This is a genomic window from Paraglaciecola sp., from assembly GCF_030730205.1.
Taxonomy (GTDB): domain Bacteria; phylum Pseudomonadota; class Gammaproteobacteria; order Enterobacterales; family Alteromonadaceae; genus Paraglaciecola.
In genome coordinates this window covers 88,200-110,360 of the sequence record NZ_JANQVQ010000125.1, presented here as the reverse complement: position 1 = coordinate 110,360, position 22,161 = coordinate 88,200, and the positions used below count along the sequence as shown (strand labels likewise).

Here is a 22,161-nt window from a genome sequence, read left to right as displayed (position 1 = left end):
AATACGCAGCACTTAAACTAATAAGATAACCACAACACTTAGGAAGCACACAATGCTAAGAACTACTAAACTCAATCGCATCGCGATTGCAGTGGCCATGTCAATCGGCATGTCTACCGCAGCGATGGCTCAAGAAACTTCATCGGGAATAAGTGGTAAGATTGTAGGTCCTCAAGGATCGCCCGCAGCTGGTACAGTTGTTACTATCATCCACATTCCTTCTGGCTCGACTAAAACCGCAACTGTAAACGAAGCTGGCCAATTCTCAGCCAAAGGTCTTCGTGTTGGTGGTCCTTATAGCGTTCAAATTGATTCAGATAAATTTCAAGACACAACAGTCAGCGACGTATATTTAACACTAGGTGAAACTTTACCTTTTGACGTAGCTTTGGAAAATGAACAGAACATTGAACGTATCGCAGTTACAGCTTCTCAAATAAGCAGTGTGGAATTCGGTCAAATTGGCCCTGGCTCTACCTTTAATTTAGAGGACCTCAATGCCGCGCCTTCTGCTGACCGTGATATTAAAGATATCGTGCGTGTTGATCCACGTATCAGTATTTCAGAAGACAATGGTGAAGAATCAATCATCTGTGGTGGTAGCCATCCTCGCTTCAGCAGCTTAACTGTTGATGGTGTTCGCATGAACGACAGTTTTGGTTTGAACAACAACGGTTACCCGACTGTTCGTATGCCTTTCTCCTTTGACGCTATTGATCAAGTTGCAGTTGAGATTGCCCCTTTTGACGTTCAATACGGTGGTTTCACTGGCTGTAACATCAATGCGGTAACTAAGTCAGGTACTAACGAAGTTCACGGAAGTGCGTTCTTCGATTACTCTAGTGACTCTTTGTCTGGTGACAAAATCGAAGGCTCAACAGTTGACCGTGGAGATTATACTACTAAGCGTTACGGCGTTAACGTAGGCTTCCCATTAATTGCTGATACTTTATTTGGTTTCGTTTCTTACGAAAAACTTGAAGGTGCCCAGATTTTCACTTACGACGCATTGACTAATGGTTCAGTGACCATGGACGAAGTCAATCGTGCGATTCAAATTGCTCAAGACGTATATGGCTATGACGCAGGTGGTATGCCAGCTTCTGCACCAGTTGAAGATGAAAAACTATTAGTTAAATTAGATTGGAATATCAATGACTCTCACCGTGCTTCATTAGTTTATAACTATAATGACGGATTCGTAATTGATCAGTCAGATGAAAGTAGCAGTACTCTCACTTTGTCTAATCACTATTATAAGAAAGGTGCAACTTTAGACGCTGTTGTTGGTTCTTTGTATTCAGATTGGTCAGACAACTTTTCTACTGAAATTAGAGTAGGGCACACCAAATTAGATAATGAACAACGTTCAACTGATGCGGCTAGTGGATTTGGTGAAGTTCAGATCAGTTCTTTAGAGAACGGTGGTCAAATCTTCTTAGGTCCAGATGATTCACGTCAATCAAATGATTTAAACTGGGAAAACACTACGGTTAAAATCGCAGGTACGTATTATTTAGATGACCATACCATCACTGGTGGCTATGAGCTTGAAAGCTTAGATGTTTTCAACTTGTTCATGCAACATACCATCGGTGAATACCGTTTTGGTGGTGATTTCAACCGTAACACTCTGGGTGGGGCAAGTGGCTTAGATGATTTTGAATTAGGTTTTGCTGATGATGTTTATTACAACAACTCAGCAGGCACGAATAATCCTGATGATGCAGCAGCGAACTTCTCTTATAAAACTCAAGCCGTTTATTTACAAGATGAGTGGGTAATGGATGACGTTACTTTGATGTTTGGTTTACGTTATGACTGGATATCAAGTAGTGACAAGCCTAATGAAAATGCGTTATTTGAATCTCGTTACGGTATTACTAACCAAGCGACCTTTGACGGTGTTAGTTTGTTACAACCGCGCTTTGGTTTTAATTGGTCAGCCAGTGATAACTTAGAAGTCCGTGGTGGCTTAGGCTTGTACTCGGGTGGCAATCCAAACGTTTACCTATCAAATAGCTATTCTAACGATGGTGTAACAAATATCGATGCTTACAGAAATGATATAAGTATTTTCGACAATGCTAAAGTGGGTAATGGTCAAGCAATCTATTCACCTTTGCAAACCATGTTTGACCAAGTTGCGATTAATGAGCCTACATTGGGTCAAGAGCCATCTACAAACGCCGTAGATCCTGATTTTGACATGCCTGGCGAATGGAAATACAACATTGGTGCAACCTTTGTTACTGAAGATGACTACATATTTTCAGCGGACTTGCTGTATACCAAGAAACAAGATTCAGCAACCATTGTTAACTTGGCAGTTCAGCCATCAGGTGAGGTTACAATTGACGGCCGTCCAATCTACGAAGGTATAGCAATCGGTACAAACAGTAGTGGAAATCCAGTGTATCGTAATTCTCGTTACAGTGATCTTCTGTTAACTAATGCAAAAAGCGACGGCAGTGCGACCACTATCTCGTTTGCTATGAAGAAAGAATATGATTTTGGTTTAGATGTTAATTTCGGTTATGCATTCAACAAAGCTAAAGATTACAACCCAATGACGAGTTCGGTTGCATTCTCTAACTTTACTAACATTGCAACTTCTGATCAGAACGATCCTGGTGTTGGCACTTCGAATTACGAAATTCCTCATAACTTTACTATGAGCTTACGCTACTCAACTGAGTTCATGGAAGGGTATAAAACAAGCTTCTCGTTGTTTGGTAACCGTAAAGCGGGTCGTAACTTCTCATACTCGTTTGACAACTTTAACCCGGGCGTAGACTTGGCTGACTACCGTTCATTGATGTACGTACCTACCACTGATCAATATGGTACTGATGTCATGTTTGCTTCTGATGCAGTTATGGCTGATTTCGACGCATTTATTTCTGATGCGGGCTTAGAAAAGTATCGTGGTCAAATCGTTCCACGTAACTCTGGCGAATCTAGCTGGTCTACTCGTTTCGACTTCCGTATCGATCAACAGTTGCCAGCCTTTGCTGAAGGTCATAGAGCTAATGCTTTCTTCGTTATGAAGAACCTCGGTAATTTCTTAAATGATGACTGGGGTATTCAACGCAGAGGACCATTCAACGTTGCTTCTGTAGTTGATGCTTCGATGAATGATGATGGAACATATTTAATTAACCGTGTTAACCCAAGTCAAGCTGATGAATCACCCTACGTGGCCGGTTCATTGTGGGAAGTGCGTGTAGGTGTTAAATATAGCTTCTAAATAAAGCTTTTTAAAAACGTTAAAGCCGACTTTTAAAGTCGGCTTTTTTTATTGAAAATTGAGAATGTTATGAATCGTTTTGTTTACTGTTTTTTCATCTTACTTTTTTCGAGTTTCGCAATGAGTCAAACTTTACGAATTGCCACTTTCAATGTCAGTATGGAAGCAAGTAACTATTTACCTAAGGGAACGCGTCCCGTTGGTAATGAGTTATTTGAGCGTCTCGCATCCGGCGATAATTCGCAGATAAAAAATATTGCTGAAATTATTCAAATAATTCGGGCTGACATTATTTTACTGAATGAGTTTGACTACACCCAAGCTGCTGATATAGGCGTTGAGGCCTTTATAAAAAATTATCTGAATGTTGCTCAGCAAAATAACCAAGCAATAGATTATCCGTATTATTACACTGCGCCGGTAAATACCGGCGTGGACTCTGGATTAGATTTAGACAAAGACGGTATAGCCAGCGGATTAGGTAGTGATGCCTTCGGGTTCGGCTTATATCCGGGCCAATATGGTATGTTGATATTGAGTCGTTTCCCCATTGAGACCAAACGTATTCGCACCTTCCAACATTTTTTATGGAAAGACATGCCTAATAGTCTTTTGGCTAGCATAAAAGACGAGCAGGGAAAGGCGTGGTTTTCTGATGAAGCACAGCAAGTTCTTCGGCTCTCATCTAAGTCTCATTGGGATGTGCCTGTATCAGTTGATGGACAAACATTGCATGTGCTGGCTAGCCATCCAACGCCACCGGTTTTCGATGGGTTCGAGGATAGGAATGGTAAACGGAATCATGATGAAATTCGATTTTGGTTTGATTATATCAATGGTGATGAGCGAGCGGCTTATATCTATGATGATGTTGGTCGTAGTGGCGGTTTAGATGCTACTTCGTTTGTGATTGTCGGGGATCTGAATGCTTCTGCGGTGGAAGGTGATGGGATCAAAAGTGGAATAGGGTCATTGCTGGCATCTGAGCTGATAAATTCGTCAACTATTCCCAAAAGTGAAGGTGCAGCGCAGCTGAGACCACAGAATGGCCATGGGGAAAGTCACACAGCTGAATGGGGCATGCGCGCTGATTATGTATTGCCATCGGCTAACCTTAAAATAATTGATTCTGGGGTGTTTTGGCCCGTGAGCACCGAGCTTACATTTCGCCTCATAAAGGATAGACAGGCATCGTCAGATCATCGACTGGTGTGGGTGGATATTCATCTACCTTGATAAGTATTTCTTATTCTTTAGGAGCCCAGAGCTTTATTCACTGGGCTTATTCAAGGTGCCCTAGACATTCTCAAACAAAGCTTCGACTTTATTCCTGATGGTTTCAATTTGGGTAATATCTGAAGGGGCGATAAAAATCGTGTCGTCACCGGCGATGGTGCCCAGTACGCCGTCTTTTTTCCCTAATGAGTCTAGCAATCTGGCAATCAGTTGTGCTGCACCAGGGCTGGTACGAATGATCACCATCACATTGTTATGCACAATATCTAATACCAATTGCTTTAAAGGGCTTTTAGCAGTAGGCATACCAAGTTCGGGGGGAAGGCAATAAACCATATCACCGCGAGCATTACGGGTCCGTACCGCGCCAAACTTGCTGAGCATTCTGGATACCTTCGATTGACTAATATTATCGAATTTTTGCTCTTTTAGTGCTTCAACAATATCACCCTGTGAACCGAAATTTTCAGTATTGAGTATATCTTTGAATGCTCTAATTAACGCTTCTTGTTTGATAGTGGCCATAGCTTCCTCGATTTTTAACGGCTATTTTGCCGCATTGCTGCGCTTTAAGCAATTTGCCTATAGTTTCAGTGAGTAATCGAGTGACAAAAAAAACAATGAGGTAGTATGATAGGCGTTTTCCCAAAGCCTTGGTTGTAAGTTTTTTATAATTGAGGTTAATTACTTAGCAAATCGCTTTACACAGGAGAGAATTATGAAAGTAGCTGTACTTGGTGCTGCGGGTGGTATAGGTCAGGCGTTGTCTTTGTTATTGAAGACTCAATTACCGGCTGGTTCTGAATTGTCATTGTATGATGTTGCTCCAGTGGTGCCTGGCGTTGCTGTTGACTTAAGCCACATACCCACAGACGTAAAAGTTGAAGGTTTTGGTAAAGACAACCTAGCTGACGCGCTAACAGGCTGTGATATCGTGTTGATCCCTGCTGGCGTGCCACGTAAGCCAGGTATGGATCGCTCAGACTTGTTCAATATCAATGCCGGTATCGTGAGAAACCTAATTGATGCGATTGCTGACACATGCCCTGAAGCTTGTATTTGCGTTATCACTAACCCAGTGAATACCACTGTAGCGATTGCTGCTGAAGCGCTAAAAGCGAAAGGCGTGTATAACAAAAATAAATTGTTCGGCGTGACAACCCTAGATGTTATCCGTGCTGAAACCTTCGTTGGAAACTTAAAAGGATTAAATCCTGCCAACGTGCATGTGCCAGTCATTGGTGGCCACTCTGGTACCACTATCCTACCTTTGTTATCACAAGTTGAAGGTGTTGATTTTACTGATGAAGAAGTTGCCAGTTTAACCACTCGCATTCAAAACGCAGGCACTGAAGTTGTTGAAGCAAAAGCTGGCGGCGGATCTGCTACTTTATCTATGGGTCAAGCAGCAGCACGTTTTTGTTTGTCTCTAGTTGCAGCAATGCGTGGTGACAACGTAGTTGAATATACCTATGTTGAAACCAACAGCGATGACGCAGTCTTTTTCTCTCACCCTGTACGCTTAGGCAAAAATGGTGTCGAAGAAATTTTATCTTACGGCGAACTAAGTGCCTTTGAGCAAAACGCGAAAGAATCGATGTTAGACGGATTACGCGGTGATATTCAATTAGGTGTTGAGTTCGTAAACGGTAAATAATACGTTTGCTGTTTGTCATAAAAAAACCAGCTTAAGCTGGTTTTTTTGTTTATATATTTTGTGTTTAACGACGATTATGCGGCTATCGGATTACGTCCAACAGGGCGTGTGGGTTTGGCTTTTTGTTTAAGCTCATCAGGAATATTCAAGGTCCCCTGCATGATGGGTGCTTTTAGTTGGCTAGGGCGTCTATTGGGGAGTTTTGCTTCGATGCACTCTCTAATTTCAGATGCTTTATAGCCCGAACGTACCTTAATTCTGACATGAGGAATATTCGCAGCATCAAGCGATCCTGTTACAAACCAGTCTTTTTGCTTTTTATAACCCTCTTTGCCATTACCGTGCACAAGATCGACGGCAATAATTGGGGTCAGATCATCTTTAGAGCACAAGACAAAGTCTAAATAGCGTGAGTTAGCACGGCTTATAGCATTTTTGCTGGTTTTTTTGTCAGTACTTTGACGCACTGCCAAAATATCGACTAATTTAACCCGACACAAAATGCGATAGTCTCGCCCTACTGCTTCTTCAATTAACATCAAAAAGCTGCGCTCAACCGGAGTGAATAAGCTTGCTTTCTTTTTAAAGGGAAAGGCCAGCGCAGGCTCATTTAACTTGATAGCTGCCACTGCCACAATGATCAGTAAAATCATTAAAATGATGACGAGTTCCATTATTTCTCCTGCTTTGCCACTTTATTGACAACATTGTTTAGTATGCTGTTGAGATAGCAAAGACAGTGCCAATAAGCTAGCAGGGTGCTTCAGTGGAAGTTACTGATCCTTAAGTAAGATATCGATTTGACTGCCCTGACCATCAGCCGAAATAACAATGGTGAGTTGGCGGTCATGGTAGTTTAATAGGTAGCGGCCTTTGGTAATCGAGTCTGATTTAGGTAAGCCTAATTCTTGCACATAAAAGGCTCTGACCGCCTCTTGTTTAAGCGCGCTAAAGTAAGACAGACTCACCGGAAATTCTTGATCAAAGGCCTGACAAAAGCCTGCTGAAGGCGTTAAGGGGAGCTGATGAAATTGAGTTGGGCAGGACATTGGCGTAGAGTAAGCCGCACTGCTAAAGCCAATTAGAGCCATAACAGAAAAAAACAAGCTTAGATGAATGTAACTGGCACGGATGTTTAGCAAAGCCATGTACTCAATGATGAATGGTAAGCTTTACTATAGAAGTTCACAGAAAGTGCAGCAAGCTTTAAGCGCGGTCAAAAGGTATTAAGCTCAACGCTAGGGTATAAGTTAATGATGAAAATGCTTAGGGATTATTTACGACTTATCTTATTTTCAATGGGTATGTTGGTTGGTGTTCAGCTACCAGCAATGGTTGATCAATATGCCAAGCGAGTTGATGCTATGTTGTCAGAAGCTAGACAAAACCTTGTCGGTTTTCAACAAACAGCTGACCGTTTTTTTGCTGGTGACATACAAAAATTGTTAAATCATTACAAAGCCAGTGACGATGCCGTATTTAAGCAAGATGCGGGTAATATTGAGTATATTGTTACACGTGTTGCCTTGCTTAAAGACGAAATGATGGTGTTGCAGCAAGGTCAGATTCAACGCACGTTTCATGTGGTGTTTGCGCACGACCAAACCATTATGCAACAGACTATGGCGCAATATACTTACGTACTTATTTTACAACCCAGCGCCTTATTATGGGGGCTCGCAATAGCCTTATTGTTAAGTCTACTAATCGAAGCTTTATTGTCAGCCTTAGTGGGCGTACAAAGGCAGTTCAAGCGGCCTAAGCAAGTTTAATACTTTGTTCCTATAACTATTTCGACGAGGCGGTCGTGCCAGAGTATTCGCTAATAAATAAAAGAGAACCTTAAATGAAAAACTTAAAAATTGACATTGTGTCTGATGTTTCATGTCCTTGGTGCATCATCGGCTACAAAGCTTTAGAACAAGCGTTAAGTGAGTTACAAGGAGAGATTCACGCTGATATTACCTGGCAGCCCTTTGAACTTAATCCACAGATGCCCCAAGAAGGTCAAGAAATTACAGAACATATTACCCAAAAATACGGCATCAGTGAGACGCAAGCCGAACAAAACAGAAACATGATTAAACAGCGCGGTTTGGACGTAGGTTATGCTTTTGGCAATAGGGGGGGCGGAAGGATCTACAATACATTTGATGCTCACCGATTGTTGCACTGGGCTGAGTCGCAGGGTAAACAAACAGCATTGAAGCTGGCCTTATTTGATTTATATTTTAAAGACAGTGGTGATCCGAGTGATCATGAGCAACTGCTTGGAGTGGTTAAAAAAGTGGGCTTAAACACTTCTGAAGCAAAAAACGTCTTAGCATCTGACCACTTTGTACAAGAGGTTAGAGCGGCCCAACAGCACTTTCAACGGGCGGGCATTCAGTCAGTACCAGCGGTTATTATTAATGACAAACATTTGATTAGTGGTGGCCAACCTGCCGCTGTTTTTGCTCAAGCGTTAAAACAAATTGCGAGCGAAACAGCCTAAATAAAAAAGGGAGCGATTAGCTCCCTTTTATTTTGTCTAAAACCCTTTGAAACGTCTTATACGCCGATATAATCCAATATGCCCTCAGCAGCTTCACGACCTTCAAAAATCGCCGTTACCACTAAGTCAGAGCCTCTGACCATATCACCACCTGAGAAGATCTTAGGATTAGAGGTCTGAAAAGCAAATTTGCCTTTTGCGGGTGCTCTCACGCGGCCTTTTTCGTCCAGCATGATACCAAATTCACCAAACCAGCCAGCAGGACTCGGTTGGAAACCAAAAGCAATAATCACTGCATCTGCTTCAAGTATGTGCTCAGAGCCTTCGACAATAACAGGACTACGGCGACCTTGAGCATCGGGGGCACCCATTTCCGTTTTAACCAACCGCACACCTATGGCTTTACCGTTTTCATCAACAGCTATATCAAGAGGTTGTAGGTTAAATTTAAATTCAACGCCCTCTTCTTTGGCATTAACGACTTCTTTACGTGATCCTGGCATGCTTTCTTCATCACGTCGATAGGCACAGGTTACGCTTGTTGCGCCTTGACGAATTGAGGTTCTGACACAGTCCATGGTGGTATCACCACCGCCAAGCACCACCACCTTTTTACCTTGCATATCGATAAATTCAGAAGGATCTTTTTCAAGGCCCATATGTCGATTGATGTTGGCAATCAAGAAGGGTAACGCTTCGTGAACACCGGGGGCCTTTTCATGTTCAAAACCGCCTAACATGGGTTTATAGGTACCCATACCTAAAAATACGGCATCGTACTGGTCAAGCAACTTCTGAAACGGAATATCTTTGCCTATTTCAGTATTTAGCACAAATTCAACGCCCATCTCAGTGAAGATTTGTTTACGCAACTTGATGACATCTTTTTCTAATTTAAATGCAGGAATACCAAAGGTCAGTAAACCGCCTATTTCAGGATACTTGTCATAAACCACAGGTTTTACGCCGTTACGGACGAGTATGTCAGCACACGCTAAGCCTGCGGGACCGGCACCTACTATGGCAACTTTCTTATTGGTTTTTACCACACCCGACATATCTGGGCGCCAGCCCATTTTGAAGGCGGTATCCGTGATGTATTTCTCAATACTACCGATTGTCACCGCACCAAAATCGTCATTTAAGGTACATGCACCTTCACACAATCGGTCTTGCGGACACACGCGGCCGCAGACTTCTGGCAAACTATTTGTTTTGTGTGATAACTCGGCCGCCTCTAATATCTTGCCTTCATTGGCAAGGGCTAACCACTGGGGAATAAAGTTATGCACAGGGCATTTCCATTCACAATAGGGGTTACCACAATCTAAACATCGATCGGCCTGCCCTTCAGTTTGACTTTGGGTCAAGGGCTGATAGATTTCGGCAAACTCTTCTTTACGCACCATGATCGGCTTTTTAGGCGGATCGATACGCTCCACATCTACAAATTGATAAACATTCTTAGCCATTTAATTTAATCCTACTGCTTATTGAGCTTGCAAACGCAACTCAGCGGTTGAGCGACTGATGTGGCCCAGCAAATTCTTAACATCACTTGTTTTGGGTTTTACCAGCCTAAAGCGTGGTAATTCTTCGGCAAAGTGGGTGAGTAGATTTAATGCATGCTCACTGCCAGTTAACTCGTAATGTTGATTAATTAAACCGCGTAAATGTTCTGACAAAATAACCTTGTCGCCGATTTCTAGGATTTCAACTAACTCTTTGTTAACGCGATTATCTAAGTCGTTAAGCTCATCAAGAATGTAAGCAAAACCCCCTGTCATGCCTGCGCCAAAGTTAACACCAGTTGAACCAAGTATGGCCACGATACCACCGGTCATGTATTCACATGCGTTATCACCCGTTCCTTCAACGACAGCAATGGCGCCAGAGTTACGTACGGCAAAACGTTCACCTGCACGACCTGCAGCAAATAATTTACCGCCCGTAGCACCATATAAACAGGTATTCCCCATAATGGCACTGACGTGGGGGTCAAAGGTGATATTGCGTGGTGGGTGGATGACTAACTGACCACCCGTCATGCCTTTACCAACATAATCGTTGGCATCACCCACTAAACGCATTTCTAACCCACCGGCATTCCACACGCCAAAACTTTGCCCAGCGGTACCCGTTAAGTGGATTTGAATGGGAGCGTCATGCATGGCATGGTTACCATGAACCTTGGCGATTTCACCGGACAAGGTCGCTCCGACTGACCGGTCAGTGTTACGAATGGTATAACGCAAATGTGCCCCTTTACCTGAGGTAATCGCTTCTTTTGCATCTGCTAATATTTGTTGGTTTAAGTCACCTTTATCCAATGGCGCATTGGTGGTTTCTGAACAAAACAAACTGGTATGAGAGCCAGCTTTGAATTTGGCTAACAAAGGGCTTAAATCCAATTTATTCTGTTTTGCCGTTAAACCGTTTAAGGTTTTAAGCAATTCAGTGCGACCAATAATATCATCGAGTTTTTCAACGCCCATACTGGCAAGAATTTCACGCACTTCTTGCGCAACAAACTTGAAGTAGTTCATGACCATCTCTGGTAGGCCAATGAAGTAGTTTTCACGCAGTTTTTCGTCTTGAGTTGCAACGCCTGTTGCACAATTGTTCAAGTGGCAAATACGTAAGTATTTACATCCTAAGGCAACCATGGGGCCAGTACCAAAACCAAAACTTTCAGCACCTAAAATAGCCGCTTTTACCACATCTAAACCGGTTTTAAGACCACCGTCAGTTTGCACTCTGACCTTATGGCGTAAGCCGTTTTCAACTAAAGCTTGTTGTGTTTCTGCTAGACCTAACTCAAATGGACTACCGGCGTATTTCACAGAGGTCAGAGGGCTTGCGCCAGTACCACCGTCGTAACCAGAAATGGTAATCAAATCAGCGTAGGCTTTCGCAACACCAGTGGCAATGGTACCCACGCCAGGCTCTGATACTAATTTCACTGAGATCAATGCTTTAGGATTCACCTGTTTCAAATCGAAAATAAGCTGAGCTAAATCTTCAATTGAATAAATGTCGTGATGCGGCGGTGGCGATATCAAGGTTACACCTGGTACAGAAAAACGCAGCTCAGCGATATAGTTAGTCACTTTATCACCGGGTAACTGACCGCCTTCACCGGGTTTAGCACCTTGGGCCACTTTGATCTGAATCACTTCAGCATTAACCAAATAATGGGGTGTTACACCAAAACGCCCTGAGGCGACTTGTTTAATCTTAGAGTTTTTCTCAGTATTGAAACGAGCGGGATCTTCACCGCCTTCACCTGAGTTAGAGCGTCCACCCAAGCGGTTCATGGCAACCGCTAAGGCCTCATGGGCTTCAGGGCTTAAGGCACCGATTGACATCGCCGCAGTATCAAACCTTGGAAACAGGTTCTCTGCAGGTTCCACCAAGCTAATATCGATTGGCGCATTTTCTGGATTTAAGCCTAATAAGTCACGGAAGTGAGCGGGTGCACGATCGTTCACTAGACTTGAAAACGCTTTGTAGTCTTCGTATTTTCCACTGACTACCGCTTTTTGTAGTGTAGTGACGACATCAGGGTTGTAAGCGTGGTACTCACCACCGTGCACGTACTTAAGTAGTCCACCATGAGAAATCGTTTTACGCTTCAGCCATGCTATACGTTGCAAATTAATTTGGTCTTGTTCAAAGTCATCAAAACCAGCACCTTGAATACGACTTGGAATGCCAGCAAAACACAGCTTAACCACATCTTTGTTAATACCAACTGCTTCAAACAACTTCGAGCTTCTGTAGCTTGCAACTGTACTGATGCCCATTTTAGACATGATTTTGTACAAGCCTTTATTAATTCCCTTGCGGTAATTTAAGGTTGCCTGCATTGCATCTGTTTCTATCTCTCCTTTTTCAACCATTTGTTCAATAGTTTCATAAGCTAAGAAGGGATAAATAGCGGTCGCACCTAGGCCGATAAGCACCGCAAAATGGTGCGGATCACGAGCAGAGGCAGTTTCTACTACTATGTTGGCATCACAACGTAAGGCTTTGTCGATTAAACGTTTTTGCACCGCACCGACTGCCATTGCTGCAGGGATAGGGATCTTGTTGGCCTTTACTTCGCGATCAGACAGGATAACGAAGGTGGCGCGCTTAGTTTTAACTAAGTATTCCACTTCATTACAAATCCGCTCAATGGCTTTTTTCAACCCTTCTTCTGGCAAGTAGTTTAGGTCCACTTTTTCAGAGTAATAATACTCAGAATCAAACTCACGCAGTTGTTTTAAATCGGTATATACCAGAATAGGCGAATCAAACAAGACGCGCTGCGCATAGCCTGAGGTTTCGCTAAAGACGTTTTGCTCGCGGCCTATACAAGTGGCCAATGACATAACGTGATTTTCACGAAGCGAGTCAATAGGTGGGTTAGTTACCTGAGCAAATTGCTGACGGAAATAGTCGTAAATCACTCGTTGCTTAGAAGATAGTACCGCCATGGGGGTATCATCACCCATTGAGCCAACGGCTTCTTGTCCATCTTTGGCGAGAACTTTAATGATTTGCTGCATTTCTTCATAAGAGTAATTAAACAACTTATGGTAGGTGGCCATCATATCGTCAGAAAAGGCACGTTTGCCGATACTGCTGGCGTCGCACTGCTCAATGGGCGCTAAACGCTTGATGTGTTTATTGATCCACTCACGATAAGGGTGACGTTCTTTTAATTCATCGTCAATCTCATTCGAGCGCCAAATTTTACCGGTGTAGGTGTCTACCGCTAGCATTTCGCCTGGTCCGACACGCCCTTTCTCTATGACGTCTTGTGGTTCATAGTCCCAAATGCCTACTTCAGACGCGAGGGTAATCAAACCGTCTTTCGTTAATACATAACGAGCAGGGCGTAAGCCATTGCGATCTAAGTTGCACGCTACGTGACGACCGTTAGTTAAAACGATGCCCGCAGGGCCATCCCAAGGTTCCATGTGCATCGAGTTAAACTCATAGAAGGCACGTAAATCATCGTCCATGGTCTTGTTGTTTTGATATGCGGGTGGCACAAGTAAACGCATGGCACGGAAGATATCCATACCGCCCGCTAAGAATAGCTCAAGCATGTTGTCTAATGACGACGAATCAGAGCCTTCTAAATTAACGAAGGGCGCTGCATCTTGTAAGTCAGGTAAAAGGGGCGTGACAAACTTGTTCGACCGCGCACGCGACCAATCACGGTTACCACGAATCGTATTAATTTCACCATTGTGCGCTAAAAAGCGGAAAGGCTGAGCCAAGGGCCAGCGTGGTAGGGTATTGGTGGAGAAACGTTGGTGGAATACGCAAATGGCTGATTGCAAACGTTCGTCGGCTAAATCTAAGTAAAATTTAGGCAGATCACGAGGCATAACCAAACCTTTATAGATCGACACTAAACCTGATAAGCAAGCAACGTAAAAATCAGGATCGGTGCTTAATCGTTTTTCTGCCCGGCGACGAGCCATGTAAAGACGGCGCTCTACATCACGTTTACGCCAGCCTGACGGTGCGTTAACGAAAATCTGTTCAATTTGTGGCACACCAGTGGCCGCTAAATCGCCCAACACGGAATGATCAGTAGGGACGACGCGCCAACCTACGATACTCATGGTTTCACGTTCAAGTTCTTCGGTTAATACCAAACGAGCAGAATCTGCTAACTTGACATCTTGAGATAAAAATATCATCCCGACTGCATATTTTTTGCTTAACTTCCAACCATTCTCAGAGGCAATGTCTTGGAAAAAACTATTCGGCTTTTGCATTAATAAGCCACAGCCGTCGCCGGTTTTTCCATCCGCAGCAATACCACCACGATGTTGCATGCGGTCGAGTGCTTGAATAGCCGTACTCACTATTTTGTGACTTGCTTCACCCGTTGTATGGGCGATAAGACCAAATCCACAGTTATCTTTTGAATCATTGGGATGATATAAACTCATTACCTTAACTCCTTCAACTACCGACTGGATGTTACTTATTTTGTTAACTGCTATTCAGGTGGCATTTGATGCACGTTAATACGTGGGATGTCTTGAAAAAGCCAACCCAAATGCCTGTTTTTCGTTCGTAATTATTATTGGAGATACCAGTCGAGTATCGAATATTTATATTAAGCAGGCCTTACAAAATACCGAGTCTCGTTTTATAAATCAATTGCCAAGTGAACCATTCACCATAAATTTATTTTTGTACAAGCGACATACTGAAATAACCTTATAAAAAACAATGAAATAAGTTTTTTTGGTGTCTTGGTTATAAGGTATAAATAAATTTGAAATTAGCGCGTCATTTGTAAAATATTCGTTAAATATACGGCGCTTTCATTAAAAACCGCAAAGCTTAGGTAGAATAATAATGCAATTAATTTGCATAAAATCTTAAATGTGAGCTAGGCCTTGTGATTTACACATTTTATTCAGGGGATATCCTGCATTTCGTGGCATTGCTTAGTTGACCCAACAGATAAACTTGCTAGCATGTCAGCCAGCAACGTTAACCTCACCCGCTTGATAGAGAGCCATTCATGCCTGTAAATCAGTCCCCCGAACCTTGGGCCATCAAATTAGCGCAAAAAATTCATCGTTTCGGTGCAATGAAAGCCAGTATTTTATTTGTTTTTTTTACCCTTGTGTTTACCTTGTTGGGCTCGTATTTATTGCGGCTAGCGATTAATGACAGAGTAGATATAAACGATTTTATCAGCGCTATTTTTCTCACGATGTTAAGTGCGCCATGGGTGTTGTTCTTTTTCAGTGAGCTAGTTAAGCAACTAGAGCAATCCCGAGAGCACCTTAAAGATGTGGTTGCGCAGTTAGAGCGTTTGCGGGCCGAAGACGTCTTACTTAATCAAACGTTGCAAAATAATATTAAGCAACTAAATCACGAAATAGAACAACGTAAAAATGCCCAGCTTGAACGTGAGAGTGTCTTTACTGTGCTTGAACGAGAAATTAAAGATAAATCTGAAAAAGAGCAACAAGCCTCTCGTTTGTCTACTTTATTGCGCTCAATCATCGACGCCTCTCCAGATTTAATTTACTACCGTAATGAGGAAGGACAATTTGCTGGCTGTAACCGCGTTGCTGAGCAGATGACCGGCATGACTGAACAAGAATTGATAGGTTTAACGCCACACCAAGTATTTGAAGAAGAATTAGCGCGCCAAGTGGTTGCCAGTGATCACGAAGTATTAGAAAAAAATATCAGTACAACAGAAGAGTTGTGGCTACGATTTGCTGATGGCAAACGCCGTAATTTTGAAATGCGCAAGGTCCCTTTTTTTGGCGCAGACAATAAACGTTTGGGTTTGTTGGCCTTTGGACGAGACATTACCGAGCGTAAACAAGCAGAAAACGCGGTAGCCAAAGCCAGTAAAGATAAAACCGCCTTTATAGCCACTATCAGTCATGAGTTGCGTACACCGCTTAATGGTATTGTAGGTTTAAGTCGTATGCTACGTGACACCAAATTAGACAGCGAGCAATTTGCTTGGGTCAGCACTATTTACGCCAGCGGCATTACTTTAGGTAATATTTTTAACGATATTATTGATTTAGACAGACTCGACCGCGATCGTTTAGAGTTGTCTTTAAAAACTATCTCGTTAAAAGACTTCACCAGCGAGCTTGGTAGTATTATCGAGCTGCTGACAGATGACAAAGGCTTGCAGTTCGAAGCCAAACTTACCGAACCTTTGCCCGCTTTAGTTGAGGCAGACGGCACACGTTTACGTCAAATTCTCTGGAATCTATTGTTCAACGCGGTCAAGTTTACGCAAAAAGGTAAGGTGTCTTTGCATGTGGAGGCGCAAACCATTGATAGCAATACCAGCATGGTTTCCTTCAAAGTGTGCGATACCGGAGTGGGTATTCCGCAAGATGAGCTTTCTAAAATATTTGCTATGTACTATCAGGTCAACTTGCCAGAACATCAAAGTGCCACCGGTACGGGGATTGGCTTGGCTATTTGTCAGCAGATGGTGTCGTTAATGAATGGCGAAATATCAGTTAGCAGTGTGGTGGGCGAAGGTACCTGTTTTACTGTAAAACTTCCATTGGCTATCAGCCGACGTCCGATTCAGGTAGAAGAGCTTAAAGTCCGCGGTTTGCAAATTCTGTTGGTTGAAGATATTGAACTTAACGTGATGGTCGCCAAGGCATTGCTAGAAAAACTCGACCAGTTTGTGGACGTTGCTATGACGGGCAAAGAAGCCATTGATATGGCCCGTAATAAACAATACGACTTGATTTTGTTAGACATTCAATTACCTGATATGAATGGTTTTGAAGTGGCGAGTGTCTTACACGATGAAAGTTTGGTTGAGCAAACCAGTATCGTTGCACTAACTGCTAACGTCATTAAAACCCGTCAAGAATATTTAGATAATGGCATGGACGATGTCATCGCCAAACCGGTCAAGAAGAGTCGTATTATCGAAGTATTTAATAACCTCTTCACCGATGAGCCTGTGAAAGTGGCACAGCCTGTAGATGAAGTCAAAGGTGATAAGTTAGAGGCCATCCTAGATTTGGATTTGCTGCAAATGCTGGTGGATACCATCGGCCACGAAATGGTTAAAACCAGCGTTAAAGTATTCCAAGAGAACATGCCTGAATACTTAGAAATCTTGCAACTGAGCTTAAGTGCGAATGAAAAAGATGAGGTGTGCTCACAAGCGCACAAAATAAAGGGTGCAGCGGGTTCAGTGGGCTTGGCTCGCGTACAGAAAATTGCCAATCAAATTCAGCAAGGTGACCATCCGGCTTGGTGGCAAAATGTGCATGACTGGGCTGAAGAGCTGAATCAAGCTGCCAATCAAGATCTACAAAAATTAGTCAATTGGCTTAGTCAGCAAGCAATAGATGACTAAGATCTAGCCTGTCTATTAAAAAATAAAATAATGACAAGTTACTATTTTGATTTTAGACTTTGTATATAAATACTATAATATTATTTATAGCGTCCTATCATCTAAAATTAAAGTTGTGCTTATGTCTAAATTTGATCCAATTGACCATTCTCACCGCCGCCGTAATCCCCTTACTGGGGATTGGGTGCTGGTATCTCCTCACCGAGCAAAGCGTCCTTGGCAGGGGCAGGTTGAAAAACCGCAAGTCTCGCAAAGCCAGGCTCATGATCCTGAATGTTTTTTATGTGCAGGAAATACGCGTATCAATGGTGAAATCAATCCTAACTATACCGGCACCTTTGTTTTTACAAACGACTTTGCTGCCTTGATGCAAGACACGCCAAAGGCTGAACAAAATAACGATGATTTGTTTACCTTGCAGGCCGCACGGGGAACCAGTCGCGTTATTTGTTTCTCTCCTGCTCACAACTTAACCTTACCAGAGCTACCAGTCAGAGCGATCGAAGGACTTATTCAAACTTGGCAAGAGCAAGTGGCTGAATTATCGAAAGACTATGCATGGGTTCAGGTATTTGAAAATAAAGGTGCCGCGATGGGCTGTTCAAATCCCCATCCTCATGGACAAATTTGGGCCAATGATTTTATTCCAAATGAAGTAGCTAAGGCCGAATTGAATCAAAAAGCCTATTTTGATAAACATCACACTTCATTATTACTGGATTACGCTCAGAAAGAATCCACCGATGGCAGCCGGACAGTGGTAGAAACCGAACATTGGATTGCGGTTGTGCCTTATTGGGCAGCATGGCCATTTGAAACCTTGCTCATGCCCAAGTTTAAGTGTGCTCGCTTAGTGGATGTGACCAGTGAACAGCGCGCCGATTTGGCCCTCGCCATCAAAGAATTAACCAGTCGTTATGATAATTTGTTCCAATGCTCTTTTCCTTACTCAATGGGATGGCATTGGGCACCTAATACCCTCACTGAAACAGATCATTGGCAGTTACATGCGCACTTTTATCCGCCGCTGTTGCGCTCGGCGACTGTGCGTAAGTTTATGGTGGGTTATGAAATGATGGCTGAGCCACAACGGGATTTAACTCCCGAGCAAGCGGCTGAGAAATTACAACAAGTGAGTAAAACCCATTACAACGAACAGGCAGGAAACTAAGCATCATGATAAGCAATTTACAAACAAGAATAAGAGCGCTTGATGCGGTATTTACTGACTGCTTTGGTTATGCGCCAAGTCGTCACTTTCAAGCCCCAGGCCGCGTTAATCTAATTGGCGAACATACTGATTACAATGATGGCTTTGTTTTACCTTGTGCCATCGATTATCAGACCTTGGTTGCGGTCACACCTCGCACTGATAACACCGTTCGAGTTGTGGCGCTGGATTATGAAAACCAGCAAGATGAATTTAGTCTTGATAGCGAGATCACCTCTCACTCTTCACAAATGTGGAGTAATTATGTGCGTGGCGTGGTTAAACATTTGCAACTACGCGGCTTGGTAATCGGAGGAGCTGATTTAGCCATCACGGGTAATGTGCCACAAGGAGCCGGTCTCAGTTCATCTGCTTCTCTAGAAGTGGTGATTGGCGAAACCTTCCGGCAGCTCTATCAACTAGCGATGAGTAACGCTGACGTGGCATTAAATGGGCAGGAGGCGGAAAACCAATTTGTTGGGTGTAACTGCGGCATCATGGATCAAATGGTGAGCGCGTGTGGCGCTGAGCATCATGCCTTACTGCTAGATTGCCGTTCACTTGATACGCAATTAATTTCGATGCCAGAATCGTTGTCGGTCATGATCATTAATTCAAACGTAAAACGTGGTTTGGTTGATAGCGAGTACAATACCCGTCGTGAGCAGTGTGAAGAAGCCGCTCAGATTTTAGGTATAAAGGCCTTACGCGATATCAGCCTACATGACTTACAACAACAAAAAGGGAAGTTACCCGCCGCAGTGTACCAACGGGCACATCATGTCGTTTCAGATAGTGAGCGAACACTTTTAGCTGCCGAAGCCTTACGCAATAATGACCTTAAGGTGTTGTCTGGGCTTATGGCAGAGTCTCATGCATCAATGCGTGACGATTTTGAAATTACGGTTGCACCTATCGACTATATTGTTGAAATATTATCAGACTATCTAGGAGATAAAGGCGGCGTGAGAATGACCGGTGGAGGTTTCGGTGGCTGTATCGTTGCCCTTATGCCGCACGAACTTGTTGATGGTGCAAAGCAACTCGTGGCAGAAAAATATCAAGCTAAAACGGGTATTAAAGAAGACATTTATATTTGCAAAGCCAGTAATGGTGCCGGTGAGATTTAATTCGAAGACGTCGATGACAAACTTTTGTCATCGACTATTGAGGTTTCATTTGCGAAAGCAGTACTAAGGTTATACCACCTAAAATAAAACCCGCTGAAATTACCAAATGCCAGGTAATGGCTTCATTCACAAATAATACTCCGCCAATAGCCGCCCATACGGGCACCGAAAGTTGACACACGGCCGCAACACTTTTGGCCAGTTTAGGCAAAACCAAATACCACAACGCATAACCAAGGCCGGAGGCAAGTGCGCCTGATGCAATACTATAAAAAATCCCGAGTCCAGTGAGAGGACCGTTACTCCATAGCAGAACTGCCATAAGTCCAGCAACGGCAAATGGAAATAGACGTATAAAGTTGCTACTTGTGTCCAATAATGGCGATGAAGACTGACTCCCAACCAAACTGTATAAACCCCAAGCGATGCCCGCAATGACCATGAACAACAGATTTAAGCCACTGGGGTTATCTAATTCGGGGTACACGAAATAACACAAACCAAAAAACGAGATCAAAATGCCAATACTTTCAATAATCGATAGTCGTTTGCCACTCATCAAAGAGGCGGCAAGCATAGTAAATTGCACGGCCGCAAATAAAATTAAGGCACCTGTTGCGGTATTTAACCCGATATAGGCATAAGAAAAACCTAGAATATACACCAGTAAGTAAAGCGCCTCTTTATGACTTCCGTGTTGCAAAATTAGTCTAGGCCTATGGGCACCTTTGCTTATTAGCAGCAGCCATAAAATTAGCGAAGCGGATAAAATACGAATAAGGGAAAAATCTAAAGGAGCGACTTCTTCTACTCTAAGCGCTAAGCGACATAAAATGGAGTTAGCCGCAAAAGCGAGTAGGGCAATGAAAGTAAATCCAAAGAGCCGCCCTGTTGAAAATGGCACTATATTAATAACCAGCTGGCAGTACCTAAAAAGGCAAAAATACCGACTACATCGGTGATCGTGGTGAGAATAACACTGCCTGCTAAGGCAGGGTCAATACGTAATTTTTTCATGATCATCGGTAGAGTCGCACCGGCAAGACCAGCCGCCACCATATTAATTAACATCGCGAAGGCAATAACAGCACCAAGCATTAAGTCTTGCTTCCATAGCGCAATGACTGAGGCGATTAACACCGACCATATAATGCCGTTTAAAAAACCAATGGCGAGTTCTTTACTGATTAACCATCTGGCATTTGCGGCTCTCACATGGCCCAGTGCCATGCCTCGAATAACCAATGTCAAAGTTTGATTACCTGCGACCCCGCCCATACTGGGTACAATAGTATTTAAGATAGCTAACACTGCCAGTTGACTTAAGGCCGCTTCAAATAGATCACTAACAGCGGCCGCCATTAAAGCCGTAAATAAGTTTACGCCTAACCATATAGTGCGTCTTTGGGTGCTTTTAATAACGGGAGCAAAGGTATCCTCTTCATCGTCTAAACCTGCCATACTCATCATTGAGTGCTCAGCGTCTTCGCGAATGATATCCACCACATCATCGATAGTAATGCGGCCTACAAGATGATTATTTTCATCCACAACTGGGGCAGAAAGCCAGTCATAGCGCTCAAACAAACTTGCCACTTCATCGTCTGGCATATTGACAGGGATCGCTTCGGAGCTTTTGATGAGTGTATGAACTTTGGTATCAGACGCCGCGGTCACTAGGCTTGTTAATGATACACCACCGATTAATTTATCTTCACGGTCCACTACGTATAAAGTGTCAGTGTTTTCAGGGATCTGACCTTTAAGACGCAGGTAACGTAAAAATACCTCTACGGTGATTTCAGGACGCATGGTAATGGTGTCGGTGTTCATGATGAAACCGGCAGTTTCTTCACCGTATGACAGACCTTGCTGCGCACGCAAACGGTCTTGCTCGTCCATGGATGCCAATAGGTCTTGTGATACCGCTTCAGGTAAACTACTGAGGGTTTCAACTAAGTCATCGGTATCCATTTCTTCAAGAGCATCTGCCAGCTTATCGGGCAGCATGTGACGAATTATGCCATTACGTACATCTTCAGAGAGTTCTTCTAATACATCACTGTATAAATCGGGTTCGATTAATTGCCATATTTCAGTTCGTATTCGGTTATGGCTGGACTCTAAAAGCAAAGCAACATCACAGGGTGCAACGCTACGCAACATAGCTTGCACTTTTACAAAGTCACCACTGTCCAAGGCAGAATTTATGGCTTGTAATTGCGAGTTTGTAGTTTTTGCTTCGAATTTATCAGGCATAGAATGAGGCAGTCAGTCCTTTAATGGGTGTACTATTT

At 43.2% G+C, this 22,161-nt stretch carries 15 protein-coding genes; 8 read left to right on the top strand and 7 right to left on the bottom strand.

Going from position 1 to position 22,161, the window contains the following annotated elements; all coding sequences use genetic code 11:
- Positions 1 to 52: 52 nt before the first annotated feature.
- On the top strand, positions 53 to 3,250 hold the full coding sequence (locus NWQ57_RS09290; protein ID WP_306021867.1) for a TonB-dependent receptor: 3,198 nt from the start codon (positions 53 to 55) through the stop codon (positions 3,248 to 3,250).
- Between the two features lie 120 nt (positions 3,251 to 3,370).
- Positions 3,371 to 4,486 (top strand): endonuclease/exonuclease/phosphatase family protein, encoded by a 1,116-nt coding sequence (locus tag NWQ57_RS09285; protein ID WP_306021866.1) that lies wholly within the window; start codon positions 3,371 to 3,373, stop codon positions 4,484 to 4,486.
- Positions 4,487 to 4,546: 60 nt separating this feature from the next.
- On the opposite strand, the gene argR is transcribed toward NWQ57_RS09285, so the two are convergent.
- On the bottom strand, positions 4,547 to 5,011 hold the full coding sequence (argR, locus tag NWQ57_RS09280; RefSeq protein ID WP_306021865.1) for a transcriptional regulator ArgR: 465 nt from the start codon (positions 5,009 to 5,011) through the stop codon (positions 4,547 to 4,549).
- Positions 5,012 to 5,204: 193 nt separating this feature from the next.
- On the opposite strand from argR, the gene mdh reads away from it, so the two are divergent.
- Complete coding sequence (mdh, locus tag NWQ57_RS09275; RefSeq protein WP_306021864.1) at positions 5,205 to 6,143, top strand: malate dehydrogenase; 939 nt, start codon at positions 5,205 to 5,207, stop codon at positions 6,141 to 6,143.
- 74 nt (positions 6,144 to 6,217) lie between these two features.
- Here mdh and NWQ57_RS09270 read toward each other — a convergent pair whose 3' ends face one another.
- Together NWQ57_RS09270 and NWQ57_RS09265 are read right to left on the bottom strand one after the other, a co-directional pair.
- Positions 6,218 to 6,817 (bottom strand): DUF2726 domain-containing protein, encoded by a 600-nt coding sequence (locus NWQ57_RS09270; RefSeq protein ID WP_306021863.1) that lies wholly within the window; start codon positions 6,815 to 6,817, stop codon positions 6,218 to 6,220.
- Between the two features lie 99 nt (positions 6,818 to 6,916).
- Positions 6,917 to 7,291 (bottom strand): hypothetical protein, encoded by a 375-nt coding sequence (locus tag NWQ57_RS09265; RefSeq protein WP_306021862.1) that lies wholly within the window; start codon positions 7,289 to 7,291, stop codon positions 6,917 to 6,919.
- 105 nt (positions 7,292 to 7,396) lie between these two features.
- Here NWQ57_RS09265 and NWQ57_RS09260 point away from each other — a divergent pair, with 105 nt between their 5' ends.
- Entirely contained in the window at positions 7,397 to 7,915 is a 519-nt protein-coding gene (locus NWQ57_RS09260; RefSeq protein WP_306021861.1) for a DUF2937 family protein, read from the top strand.
- 74 nt (positions 7,916 to 7,989) lie between these two features.
- Positions 7,990 to 8,637 (top strand): DsbA family oxidoreductase, encoded by a 648-nt coding sequence (locus NWQ57_RS09255; protein WP_306021860.1) that lies wholly within the window; start codon positions 7,990 to 7,992, stop codon positions 8,635 to 8,637.
- 56 nt (positions 8,638 to 8,693) lie between these two features.
- On the opposite strand, the gene NWQ57_RS09250 is transcribed toward NWQ57_RS09255, so the two are convergent.
- Positions 8,694 to 10,109, bottom strand: coding sequence for an FAD-dependent oxidoreductase (locus NWQ57_RS09250; RefSeq protein ID WP_306021859.1), 1,416 nt, complete (start codon positions 10,107 to 10,109; stop codon positions 8,694 to 8,696).
- Between the two features lie 18 nt (positions 10,110 to 10,127).
- On the bottom strand, positions 10,128 to 14,594 hold the full coding sequence (gene gltB / locus NWQ57_RS09245; RefSeq protein ID WP_306021858.1) for a glutamate synthase large subunit: 4,467 nt from the start codon (positions 14,592 to 14,594) through the stop codon (positions 10,128 to 10,130).
- Positions 14,595 to 15,178: 584 nt separating this feature from the next.
- On the opposite strand from gltB, the gene arcB reads away from it, so the two are divergent.
- The 3 genes from arcB to galK all read left to right on the top strand — a co-directional run bounded on the left by arcB (position 15,179) and on the right by galK (position 19,864).
- Positions 15,179 to 17,524, top strand: coding sequence for an aerobic respiration two-component sensor histidine kinase ArcB (arcB, locus tag NWQ57_RS09240; protein ID WP_306021857.1), 2,346 nt, complete (start codon positions 15,179 to 15,181; stop codon positions 17,522 to 17,524).
- A 121-nt stretch (positions 17,525 to 17,645) separates the two neighbouring features.
- Positions 17,646 to 18,695, top strand: a complete 1,050-nt coding sequence (locus tag NWQ57_RS09235) for a UDP-glucose--hexose-1-phosphate uridylyltransferase (protein ID WP_306021856.1) — start codon at positions 17,646 to 17,648, stop codon at positions 18,693 to 18,695.
- Positions 18,696 to 18,700: 5 nt separating this feature from the next.
- Entirely contained in the window at positions 18,701 to 19,864 is a 1,164-nt protein-coding gene (gene galK, locus NWQ57_RS09230; protein ID WP_306021855.1) for a galactokinase, read from the top strand.
- 34 nt (positions 19,865 to 19,898) lie between these two features.
- On the opposite strand, the gene NWQ57_RS09225 is transcribed toward galK, so the two are convergent.
- Both NWQ57_RS09225 and mgtE read right to left on the bottom strand, forming a co-directional pair.
- Complete coding sequence (locus NWQ57_RS09225) at positions 19,899 to 20,768, bottom strand: DMT family transporter (RefSeq protein WP_306021854.1); 870 nt, start codon at positions 20,766 to 20,768, stop codon at positions 19,899 to 19,901.
- Positions 20,768 to 22,123, bottom strand: coding sequence for a magnesium transporter (gene mgtE, locus NWQ57_RS09220; RefSeq protein ID WP_306021853.1), 1,356 nt, complete (start codon positions 22,121 to 22,123; stop codon positions 20,768 to 20,770). The genes NWQ57_RS09225 and mgtE overlap by 1 nt, the downstream gene beginning before the upstream one ends.
- Positions 22,124 to 22,161: the final 38 nt, after the last annotated feature.

Bases quoted from the DNA above. Each gene is read 5' to 3' on its own strand.
- NWQ57_RS09290 (WP_306021867.1), top strand. From the start codon at position 53: ATGCTAAGAACTACTAAACTCAATCGCATCGCGATTGCAGTGGCCATG.
- NWQ57_RS09285 (WP_306021866.1), top strand. From the start codon at position 3,371: ATGAGTCAAACTTTACGAATTGCCACTTTCAATGTCAGTATGGAAGCA.
- argR (WP_306021865.1), bottom strand. From the start codon at position 5,011: ATGGCCACTATCAAACAAGAAGCGTTAATTAGAGCATTCAAAGATATA.
- mdh (WP_306021864.1), top strand. From the start codon at position 5,205: ATGAAAGTAGCTGTACTTGGTGCTGCGGGTGGTATAGGTCAGGCGTTG.
- NWQ57_RS09270 (WP_306021863.1), bottom strand. From the start codon at position 6,817: ATGGAACTCGTCATCATTTTAATGATTTTACTGATCATTGTGGCAGTG.
- NWQ57_RS09265 (WP_306021862.1), bottom strand. From the start codon at position 7,291: ATGGCTTTGCTAAACATCCGTGCCAGTTACATTCATCTAAGCTTGTTT.
- NWQ57_RS09260 (WP_306021861.1), top strand. From the start codon at position 7,397: ATGATGAAAATGCTTAGGGATTATTTACGACTTATCTTATTTTCAATG.
- NWQ57_RS09255 (WP_306021860.1), top strand. From the start codon at position 7,990: ATGAAAAACTTAAAAATTGACATTGTGTCTGATGTTTCATGTCCTTGG.
- NWQ57_RS09250 (WP_306021859.1), bottom strand. From the start codon at position 10,109: ATGGCTAAGAATGTTTATCAATTTGTAGATGTGGAGCGTATCGATCCG.
- gltB (WP_306021858.1), bottom strand. From the start codon at position 14,594: ATGAGTTTATATCATCCCAATGATTCAAAAGATAACTGTGGATTTGGT.
- arcB (WP_306021857.1), top strand. From the start codon at position 15,179: ATGCCTGTAAATCAGTCCCCCGAACCTTGGGCCATCAAATTAGCGCAA.
- NWQ57_RS09235 (WP_306021856.1), top strand. From the start codon at position 17,646: ATGTCTAAATTTGATCCAATTGACCATTCTCACCGCCGCCGTAATCCC.
- galK (WP_306021855.1), top strand. From the start codon at position 18,701: ATGATAAGCAATTTACAAACAAGAATAAGAGCGCTTGATGCGGTATTT.
- mgtE (WP_306021853.1), bottom strand. From the start codon at position 22,123: ATGCCTGATAAATTCGAAGCAAAAACTACAAACTCGCAATTACAAGCC.